The sequence below is a fragment of the Sphingomonas sp. Leaf37 genome (assembly GCF_920939475.1).
Classification (GTDB): domain Bacteria; phylum Pseudomonadota; class Alphaproteobacteria; order Sphingomonadales; family Sphingomonadaceae; genus Sphingomonas.
Genome location: NZ_CAKLAX010000001.1, coordinates 881,201 through 891,344, shown reverse-complemented (window position 1 = coordinate 891,344; position 10,144 = coordinate 881,201). Strand labels below are relative to the sequence as shown.

At 65.7% G+C, this 10,144-nt stretch carries 9 protein-coding genes; 5 read left to right on the top strand and 4 right to left on the bottom strand.

What is annotated here, in order from left to right; genetic code table 11:
• Positions 1–31 precede the first annotated feature (31 nt).
• The 4 genes from LRA87_RS04145 to LRA87_RS04130 form a co-directional block, all read right to left on the bottom strand.
• Positions 32–2,866 (bottom strand): TonB-dependent receptor, encoded by a 2,835-nt coding sequence (locus LRA87_RS04145; RefSeq protein ID WP_230629803.1) that lies wholly within the window; start codon positions 2,864–2,866, stop codon positions 32–34.
• A 219-nt stretch (positions 2,867–3,085) separates the two neighbouring features.
• On the bottom strand, positions 3,086–3,619 hold the full coding sequence (gene infC / locus LRA87_RS04140; RefSeq protein WP_163959129.1) for a translation initiation factor IF-3: 534 nt from the start codon (positions 3,617–3,619) through the stop codon (positions 3,086–3,088).
• Positions 3,620–3,735: 116 nt separating this feature from the next.
• A complete protein-coding gene (gene thrS, locus LRA87_RS04135; protein WP_230629486.1) occupies positions 3,736–5,727 on the bottom strand; it encodes a threonine--tRNA ligase in 1,992 nt (663 codons plus the stop codon).
• 199 nt (positions 5,728–5,926) lie between these two features.
• Positions 5,927–6,742 carry an LD-carboxypeptidase gene (locus tag LRA87_RS04130; RefSeq protein WP_230629485.1) on the bottom strand — a complete coding sequence of 272 codons (816 nt, stop codon included), beginning with the start codon at positions 6,740–6,742 and terminating at the stop codon, positions 5,927–5,929.
• A gap of 65 nt (positions 6,743–6,807) precedes the next feature.
• On the opposite strand from LRA87_RS04130, the gene LRA87_RS04125 reads away from it, so the two are divergent.
• The 5 genes from LRA87_RS04125 to LRA87_RS04105 all read left to right on the top strand — a co-directional run bounded on the left by LRA87_RS04125 (position 6,808) and on the right by LRA87_RS04105 (position 10,087).
• Positions 6,808–8,235, top strand: coding sequence for a Mur ligase family protein (locus tag LRA87_RS04125; RefSeq protein ID WP_230629484.1), 1,428 nt, complete (start codon positions 6,808–6,810; stop codon positions 8,233–8,235).
• Positions 8,236–8,260: 25 nt separating this feature from the next.
• Complete coding sequence (locus LRA87_RS04120; RefSeq protein ID WP_230629483.1) at positions 8,261–8,497, top strand: DUF6356 family protein; 237 nt, start codon at positions 8,261–8,263, stop codon at positions 8,495–8,497.
• A gap of 72 nt (positions 8,498–8,569) precedes the next feature.
• On the top strand, positions 8,570–8,974 hold the full coding sequence (locus tag LRA87_RS04115; RefSeq protein ID WP_230629482.1) for a hypothetical protein: 405 nt from the start codon (positions 8,570–8,572) through the stop codon (positions 8,972–8,974).
• Positions 8,971–9,174, top strand: a complete 204-nt coding sequence (locus tag LRA87_RS04110) for a helix-turn-helix transcriptional regulator (RefSeq protein ID WP_230629481.1) — start codon at positions 8,971–8,973, stop codon at positions 9,172–9,174. Before LRA87_RS04115 ends, LRA87_RS04110 begins: the two co-directional genes overlap by 4 nt.
• 1 nt (position 9,175) lies before the next feature.
• Complete coding sequence (locus LRA87_RS04105; RefSeq protein ID WP_230629480.1) at positions 9,176–10,087, top strand: alpha/beta fold hydrolase; 912 nt, start codon at positions 9,176–9,178, stop codon at positions 10,085–10,087.
• Positions 10,088–10,144: the final 57 nt, after the last annotated feature.

The window sequence follows — 10,144 nt, the reverse complement described above, 5'->3', positions numbered from 1 at the left end:
GGCCGGCCCAGTCGGTCGTTGCCTCGTGAAATCAGAAACGTGCGCGGATCGTTGCACCATAAGTGCGCGGTTCGGCGAGATACTGCGAGAACAGCTGGCGGCCACCCGGATATTGCGGGTCCTGGAAGGCTGCCGTCGTCGCGCCTTCCTGGAACGGCGAGTTGAACGCGACCTGGGCGTAATCGACGTTGGTCAGGTTCTGCGCCCACAGCTCCAGCGAGAATTTCTCGTCCGGCGTGCGCAGGCCGATGCGGGCGTTGACGATCGCATAGCCGTCCTGCGCCTTTTGCGGGAACAGGTCGGAGCCGGTGTTATAGTCGCTCGTCATGCGGGTATCGACGTAGAACAGCGCCGAATAGCCACCACCGATCTGCGGCGTCCACGATGCCGACGACGTGGCGACGATATCGGCGGAGTTGGACAGGTTGTTACCCGGCAGCAGGCGCAGTGCCTGATCGAGCGGCGCGCCCGCGGATGTGCCGACCAGCTGGCTGCGATAGCCGGTATCGGTCAGCGTCAGGCCCATCGTGACGCGGAAGTCGCGCGCCGGCACCAGCGACGCCTCCAGCTCGATGCCCTTCGACCGCACGCCGTAACCGACGTCGCCCGACGGGCAGACGCCGGACGTGGCCGCCGCCGCGTTGAAGCTCGCCGCAGCGGCGAACTTGTCCTGATCACGATCGCCGCCATTCAGGTTCGACGAACAGCCATTGATGTTCTGCACGAGGAATACCGTGCCGTTGAAGGTGTTCAGCTGGAAGTTGCTGAAATCCTGGATGAAAGCCGCGGCGGACAGCGTGAACGGACCGGTCGCGTACTTGGCGCCGATTTCGAAGGCATCGACGGTTTCCGGCGCGAACTGCAGTGAATTCGCCAACGCCTGCGCGCCTCCGACAGACGCGAACGTCGCCGTCGGCGGCTTCAGCGCCGAACGGTCGAGGTTGAACCCGCCCGCCTTGTACCCGCGGGAGAAGCTGCCGTAGACCAGCAGATCGTCGATCGGCTTCCACGACAGGATCGCCGTGCCGGTGATCTTGTCTTCCTTGCGCTTGCTGTTGATCGAAACGCCGTTCAGTTCGGACGTCGAATTGCCCTGACACGTCAGGCCGATCAGAGCGGCAGCGGTCGCACCCAGAGCTGCCCGGAAGGGTGCCAGCGCATTCTGCTGGGCAAGACAGGCGGTGTTGTCGTTGGTGAACGTCGCATCGAACTTCTTGCGCTCGTTCGTGTAACGGGCGCCGATCGTCAGATCGACCGTATCGGTGACATGGAAGATATTGTGCGTGAAGATCGCGTAATTGCGGCTGTTCTGATTGTAGACGTCGCGTGTCGAACCCTTGTCATTGACACCGTCGAGACGGTCGAACGCGGCGAGTAGCACGCCACCGAGCGGCGCCGATCCCCCCGTCGCCGCGCCGCTGCCGATAACGGCACGACCGGTCGGGCTAAGGCAGGATGCGCCGGTCGGGAGATAGAAGCTCGCCAGAGCGCCGCCCGACACGGCACGGCACGTGGCGAAGCGGCCGTACTGCGTGCCGAAGCGCAGGTTATCCAGGACCCGCAGATCTTCGTTTGCGAAGAAGCCGCCGACGAGCCAGTCGAGCTTGTCGTTGAACAGCGAGCCGTTGATGCGCAGTTCCTGCGTGAAGGTGCGGAAACGGCGCGCCGAATTGCCGTTGGCGGCGCGGTACAGGATGTCGACGCGGCTATAATCGGTGTCGGAACCCTGATCCGAATCATAGTCGCGATAGGCCGTGATCGACGTCAGCTTCGTCGTGCCGAAATTCCAGTCGAGCTGCCCCGACACGCCCCAGTCCTTGGTCGTGCCGGCGAAACTGCGACCCGGGCTGACCGACACGTCGCGGCTGTAGCCCGGACGATTGATCAGGCTGAGCGGCTGACCGAGATCGCTGATCACGTTCACGATGTTGTTGCCGCTGTCGTTGATGCGGCCCGGGGTTGCCCCGGGTTGCAGCAGGGGCGACGCCGGTTCGTTGAGATTGCCGATCGCCGGGTTGACCGAACGGTCGACATAGGTCGCCGCGCAGCATTTCTCATTGCGCTTGGTATAGTCGCCGATCAGGCGCAGACTGATGTCGCTGCTGGGCTCGAACAGCAACTGCCCGCGCAGGAAATAGCGATCGCGATCGTTGACGTCGGTGTTGTTGGTGTAATCGCGATAGAAGCCGTCGCGCTTGACGTAGACGCCATCGACACGGGCGGCGATCGTCTCGGTCAGCGGCAGGTTCACGTTGCCGGCGAGACGGTAGAAATCGTAATTGCCGTAGGTCGCCTCGGCACCGCCGCTGACGCCCTGGAAAGACGGCGCCTTGCTGATGATGCTGATCAGGCCGGCGGACGAGTTGCGCCCGCCCAGCGTACCCTGCGGACCGCGCAGCACCTCGACCCGGTCGATCTCGCCCAGCTCGGTGAGGCCGATGCCGGAGCGCGAGCGATAGACGCCGTCGATGAACACCGCGACCGAGCTTTCCAGGCCGGGATTATCGCCGACCGTACCGATGCCGCGGATACGTGCAGAGCCATTCGCTTCCGAACCGGTCGAGGACACCAGCAGCGACGGCGCGAGCTGGTTCAGCTGGCGGATGTCGTTGGCGCCGGAATTCTGGAGCGTTTCGGCGGAAATCGCAGAGATGGCGACGGGGACATCGGCCAGCGCCTGCGCACGGCCCTGCGCGGTGACGACGATGTCGGCCTGGTTGTTATCGTCCTGAGACACCGAACCCGCGGTCGCGGTCGAGGTGCTCTGCGTCGCGGCACTGGACGGTTCGGGAGAATTGTTCTGCGCCATCGCGGGGGTGGCGATCGCGATAGTCGCTGCCGACAATAGGTACGCGGTAAGGCGCATGGTCATCTCTCTCCTGAACGATTTCGTTTTTCGAATATCGGGTTTTCTTTTCAGGCTAGGGCCACACAGGCGTGAGCGTCTAGTATTTTGTGATGCCGGTATCCGATTTTCGAACGGAGTGTCGCCAATGCGCAACACCGGGCCCGTTGCCGGACCCGGTGTTCAAAAGTGCGTTCCGCTACGGCAATCGTCGTATCGGAAAAGACAGGGAAGCGACGCTTACTTGGGCGCGAGCACCATCAGCATCTGCCGGCCTTCCATGCGCGGATAGGCCTCGACCTTGGCCGTCTCGGCGACCTGCTCCGCGACGCGCTGGAGCACCGCCATGCCGAGCTGGCCGTGGCTGAGTTCGCGACCGCGGAAGCGCATGGTGACCTTCACCTTGTCGCCCTCCTCGATGAACTCGGCAACCTTCTTCATCTTGGTGTCGTAATCGTGGTCGTCGATGTTCGGACGCATCTTGATCTCCTTGATCTCCTGCGTCTTCTGCGACTTGCGCGCGAGGTTCGCCTTCTTCTGCGCCTCGTACTTGAACTTGCCGACGTCGAGGAACTTGGCGACGGGCGGATCGGCGTTCGGCGACACCTCGACCAGATCGAGGCCCAGTTCCTGCGCCTGCGCCATAGCCTCGCGCGTGTACATCACGCCGAGATTCTCGCCCTCATGGTCGATCACGCGGACCTTGGGGCTGACGATCCACTCGTTGAAACGAGGGCCATTCATTGGCGGCGCCTGGTTCGGCCGGCGCATCATGGGAGGACGTATGGGTATTGCTCCTGTGGTGGTTTGGGTTCGGATATAGTGGATCGCGGCCGTTTTTAAAAGGGACCTTGTCCCCTCTCCGCAAGGACGGAGAGGGGTGAAAGGGCTTATCTCAGATCGGGCGGAGTCGCCTCGTCGCGCAGCCTGGCGACGATCTCGTCCACCGTCACGAACTCTTGCGCCTGGCTCCCCAGCCTGCGGACGGCGACCTTGCCCTCTTCCGCCTCGCGCTTGCCGACGACGAGCAGTACCGGGACCTTGGCGACCGAATGCTCGCGCACCTTGTAGTTGATCTTCTCGTTGCGCAGGTCCGTCTCCACCCGGATGCCGGCCTTGCGCAGCGTCGCCGCGACCTCGTCGGCATAATCGTCGGCGTCCGACACGATCGTCGCCACCACCGCCTGCACCGGCGACAGCCACAGCGGGAAGCGGCCGGCATGATGTTCGATCAGGATGCCGATGAAGCGTTCGAACGTGCCCAGGATCGCGCGGTGGAGCATGATCGGGCGATGGCGGTTGCCGTCCTCGCCGACATAGCTCGCGTCGAGCCGTTCGGGCAGCACGGTGTCGGTCTGGATCGTACCGACCTGCCACGTCCGCCCGATCGCATCGGTCAGGTGGAATTCGAGCTTCGGTGCGTAGAACGCCCCCTCGCCCGGCAGCTCTTCCCAGCCGTATTCCGCCGTATCGCGGCCAGTCGCGGCAACTGCGTCCCGCAGCGACTGTTCGGCCCAGTCCCACATCGCCTCGGAGCCGAAGCGCTTCTCCGGTCGCAGCGCCAGCTTGATCGCATAGCTGTCGAAGCCCAGGTGCTTGTAGACGCTGTCGAGCAGTTCGCAGAACTTGCGAACCTCGTCGACCAACTGGTCCTCGCGGACGAAGATATGCGCATCGTCCTGCGTGAACTGACGGACGCGCATGATGCCGTGCAACGCGCCATGCGGCTCGTTGCGGTGGCAGCAGCCGAATTCGGCCATGCGGATTGGCAGGTCGCGATACGACTTGATCCCCTGCTTGAAGATCAGGACGTGCGCCGGGCAGTTCATCGGCTTCAGCGCCATCAGGTCGCCTTCGCCGGACAGAACCTGTCCTTCGTCTTCGGTGTTCGGCACTTCGTCCGGCACCACGAACATGTTCTCGCGATACTTGCCCCAGTGGCCGGACTGCTCCCATTGTTTGGCGTCCATCAACTGCGGCGTCTTGACCTCGGCATAATCGGCCGCGTCCAACCGGCGGCGCATGTACGCCTCCAGCTGCCGCCACAGGATAAAGCCCTTGGGGTGCCAGAACACGCTGCCTTGCGCCTCGGACTGGAGGTGGAACAGGTCCATCTCCGCGCCGATCTTGCGATGATCGCGCTTCGCCGCCTCTTCCAGCATGAAGAGGTGCTGGTCGAGCTGCTTCTTGTTGAGCCAGCCGGTGCCGTAGATGCGGCTTAGCATCGCGTTCTTCTGATCGCCGCGCCAATAAGCGCCCGATACGCGGGTCAGCTTGAACGCATTGGGGTCGAGCTTGCCGGTCGAGGCCATGTGCGGACCGCGGCACATGTCGAGCCACTGGCCTTGGCGATAGATCGTCAGCTCTTCGCCATCGGGCAGCTCGGCGGCCCATTCCGCCTTGAAGGTCTCGCCCTGCTTCGTCCACGTTTCGATCAGCTGCTCGCGGCTCCAAACCTCGCGCGTGAACGGTTCGTTGCGCGCGATGATGCGGCGCATCTCCGCCTCGATCGCGGGCAGGTCGTCTTCGGTGAACTGCCGGTCCTTCGGCGCGAAGTCGTAGTAAAAGCCATCGTCCGTCGCCGGGCCGAAGGTGATCTGCGTGCCGGGGAACAGGTGCTGCACCGCCTCCGCCATCACATGCGCGAGGTCGTGGCGGACGAGTTCGAGCGCGTCCGCCTCATCCTTGGCGGTCACCAGCGCAAGGTTGGTGTCGCCCTCGAACGGCCGGTTGAGATCGCGCACCTGCCCATCGATCCGCGCGGCGAGCGCCGCCTTGGCCAGACCCGGCCCGATCGCCGCGGCGACATCCGCGGGGGTAGTCCCGGGCGCAACCTCGCGGACGGAACCGTCGGGCAGCGTGATACGGAACATGGCGGACATGATGGACTTTCAGCTTGGTTGAGGTGGGCCGAATAAAGCGGCGCGAGGTATATAGGCAAGCATTGCCTGAAATCCCCCCGTCGCGAGCGCTCTCGCTGTGCCTGGACCGCCCCGTGTTACTGCGAACGCAGGAACCCAGGATCGCAAGCGAATACGTCCGTGGCCCTGGGCTCCTGCGTTCGCAGGAGCACCGATACGCTCAAACCATCCCGAACGGCACCACGCGATTGCTTTGCGTATGGCCGATGTCCGCCCTCCCGAGGTACGGCACACGCAGATCCCCGCACCAGCGCCGCACCATGAACTCCAGACTATCCGCCCATTCGGGCTCGTTCGGCTGCACTGCGGTGACGCTGCCCAGCCGCACACCGGCCAGCCCCTGCAACTGCGTGGCGTGACCCATGTGGAACAGCAGCCGGTCGATATTGTACATCGGCTCCGACACCTCCTCGATCAGCAGCACGTGATCGGTCAGGTCGGGCAGATAGGGCGTGCCGATCAGCGCACCCAGGATCGACAGGTTGAACGCCGCCGCCGGCCGCCCGTCCAGCCCCGGCTCCAGCCCTTGCCGGTCGCCCCGCGCCAGCCACCCGAGCGACCGCGCCACCGTCACGTCCCCGCCCTTGCGCCGGATATCGCTCGCCATCGGGCCATGACAGGGCCGCCCGATCCGCCGCGCGTACAGCGCGCCCAGCAGGAATCCCATGTCGGAATAGCCGAGGTAGCTCTTGTGCCGCGCCGCCGGCCCAAGGTGCGGCATCACCAATGGCAGGATGCGGTTCGATCCATAGCCGCCACGCAGGAACCAGATCGCGTCGAACCCGGGATCATTGGCAAATTCGAGGAACGCGGACGCTCGCCGCGCGTCGTCGCCGGCGAAATGGCCCGCCACCTCCCAGCATTGCGGGTGCACGACCAGATCGACCTCTGGATAGGCCAATGCGGCGAAGGCGAGGAACGGCGCCTCGGCATCCTTGTTGCCGATGCTGGCCGGCGCCACCACTCCGATACGCATGCGTCTTCACCCCGGCTCATCCACAGAGCCTTGCCCCTGCGTCGCGGCGTCGATAGCGCGGGCGGATGACCAACGGCAACATCCGGGGCTCCGTCGGGGGCAAGCGATTCTTCCTCGTGGGGATCGGCGGGTCGGGGATGATGCCGCTCGCGACGATCCTGCGCGGCCGCGGCGCCATCGTCGAAGGGTCCGACCGCGGCCTCGACCAGGGACGCGTTCCCGCCAAGTTCGACAGCCTGCGCGCGCGGGGTATCGGCCTGTTCCCGCAGGACGGCAGCGGCATCGTGTCGGCCGACCAGATCGTCGTCGCCTCCGCCGCGGTCGAGGCGACGGTGGCGGACATCGTCGCGGCGGAACGGGTCGGCTGCACCCGCCTCAGCCGCGCCGACCTGCTCTCCACCCTATTTAACCAGAGCCGCCTGCCGATCGGCGTCGCCGGCACCAGCGGCAAATCGACCGTCACCGGCATGATCGGCTGGATCCTGCAAGCGAGCGGCGGCGATCCGACGGTGATGAACGGCGCGGTGATGAAGAACCTCGCCCATCCCGACGCGCCCTTCGCCAGCGCATTGGTCGGCGCCGGCGAGGCCTTCGTCAGCGAGGTGGACGAAAGCGACGGCTCGATCGCCAACTACCGCCCGCGCATCGCCGTCCTCAACAACGTCAGCCTCGACCACAAGGGGCTGGACGAACTCCGCCGCCTATTCGCCGACTTCATCGCCAAGGCGGAGACGGCGATCGTCAACCTCGACAACGACGACGCCGCCGCGCTGGCCCGCACGCTGCCGGCGGAGCGGATCGCGAGCTTCGGCCTCGACCGCGACGCCGATTTCGCCGCGCGGCAGATCGTCGAGGCGCCCTTCTCGGTGACGTTCGACCTGATCGCGGCGGGCAACACCGCCATCCCGGTGACGTTGCAGGTGCCGGGCCGTCACAATGTCGCCAACGCGCTCGCCGCGATCGCCGCCGCGGTCGCCGCCGGCGTACCGCTGACCCGGGCCGCACAGGCGATCGGCGGCTTCACCGGGCTGCGGCGCCGCTTCGATCTGGTCGGCGAGGCGGGCGGGGTCGCGGTAATCGACGATTTCGGCCACAACCCCGACAAGATCGCCGCGACGCTCGACACGCTGCACGCCTTCCCCGGCCGCCTGCTCGTCCTGTTCCAGCCGCACGGCTATGGCCCGCTGAAGGTGATGCGCCACGAATTGGCGGCGATGTTCGCCGATCGGCTCGCCCCTACGGACGTGCTGGTACTGCCCGATCCCGTCTATCAGGGCGGCACCGTCGCGCGAGAGGTCGGCAGCGCGGACATCGTCGCCGACGTCGTCGCCGCCGGCCGCGAGGCGATCCACATCGCCGATCGCGCCGCCGCCGCCGACCGCCTCGTCGCGGTGGCGCGGCCCGGCGACCGCATCGTCGTGATGGGCGCGCGCGACGACACGCTCAGCCTGCTCGCCGCCGACATGCTGGCCGCGCTCGCCGCAAAGGGTTAGACTGGCCATCGGAAGGAACGCTGCGATGAACCCGTTCACCGAACACCCGGCTTCGGTCGGCGAAAGCTACCCCGAACATTTGCGCGTTGCGACCGGCTTCGGCGTCCGGATGATCGCAGGCGGCGTCGCGGCCGTGCTGCACGGCGTCTTCCCGTTCCTGTTCAAGACCACCGGCAGCCGCACGATCGAAGCGCTGCACGGCAAGATCGTCGCGAAGCGCGGCGATGCGGTGCAGCAACGATCGGTCGAGTTCATCATCTGATGTAAAGCGCGCTTGACGTAAAGCTGACTTTCCATGTAAAGCTTCCTTCACAACGAATCGAAGGAGGTTCTTATGGTCGCATCGCCTGCCCAGCGTCGGTACAACCGTCGCATCATCATCCTCTCCATCGTCTACGCCGCCGTGCTGATGCCGGTGTGCTGGCTGTTCGCGCGCCATCTGGTGTCCGGCCCGCTCGCCTACGTTCTGGGTATTCTGCCCGCCGTGCCGGTGTGCGGATTCTTCGTCGTCATCGGTCTCTATTTCGCCGACGAACGCGACGAATACGTTCGCATGCTGATGGCACGCCAGTCGCTGATCGCGACCGGGATCACCATGACGGCAGCGACCTTCTGGGGCTTCCTGGAAAACTTCGATCTGGTGCCGCATGCCGTCGCCTACGTCTGGCCGATCGTCTGGTTCGGCGGTCTCGGTATCGGCGGCTGCGTCAACAAGCTGTCCTATGGCCGGGCGGCATGAACAACCACCTGCGCGATCTGCGCGCGACCCGCGGCTGGAGCCAGCAGCATCTCGCCGAACAGCTCGAGGTCAGCCGCCAGAGCGTCAATGCCATCGAGACGGGCCGCTACGACCCGTCGCTTCCCCTCGCCTTCAAGATCGCCGAGCTGTTCGAGCTCGCCATCGAAGACGTCTTCGTCAGCCCGTCCAGGGAGAATTGATATGATCCGTGCCACTCATTGGGGCCTGCGCCTCGCCGCCTCGGCCCTGACGCTGGGCATCGTGCTCCAGCCCACCCCCGGCCATGCCGCCACCGCTGCGCCTGCGATCCAGATGCCGCACATCTCGGTGGTCGCAACGGGCAAGGGAACGCCGGTGATCCTGATCCCCGGCCTGTCCTCGCCACGCGCCGTGTGGGACGGGGTCGTGCCGATACTGGCGAAGGACCACCGGGTCTATACGGTGCAGGTCAACGGCTTCGGCGGCGACGCACCGGGGGCGAACCTGTCGCCGGGCGTGCTCGACGGCATCGTCGCCGACCTGCACACGCTGATCGGCAAGGAGAAGATTGCCGGTGCCGCACTGGTCGGCCATTCGATGGGCGGTCTCGCCGCGCTGATGCTGGCGAAGGCGCATCCCGCGGACGCCGGCAAGCTGATGATCGTCGATTCGCTGCCCTTCATCGGCACGCTGTTCTCCCCCGCCGCCACCGTCGCGATGATCGAGCCGCGGGCGAAGGCGATGCGCGATATGCAGGCCGCCAGCTATGGCAAGCCCGCCGACGATGCCATGGCGACCGCAACCGCCAACCAGCTCGCGTCGAAGCCGGCATCGCGGGCGAAGGTCGTGTCATGGGTGAAAGCCGCCGACCCGCGCGTGTCGGCGCAGGCGATGTACGAGGACATGACGACCGACCTGCGCCCGGCGATGAAGCAGATCGCGACACCGATCACCTTGGTCTATCCATGGAGCGACGCCGGCCCGACCAAGGCCGCCGCGGAGGGGCTGTACAAGGCGGCCTATGCCGACGCCCCGCACGTGACATTCGTGGATGTCGGCGACGCGGCGCATTTCGTGATGCTGGACCAGCCGGAGCGGTTCGAGGCGGCTTTAACGGCGTTTTTGGCGAAGTAGCCTCACCCGGCGCGCCCTCGGCTCCCTCCCTCTCCCGCCGGGAGAGGGAGGGAGCCG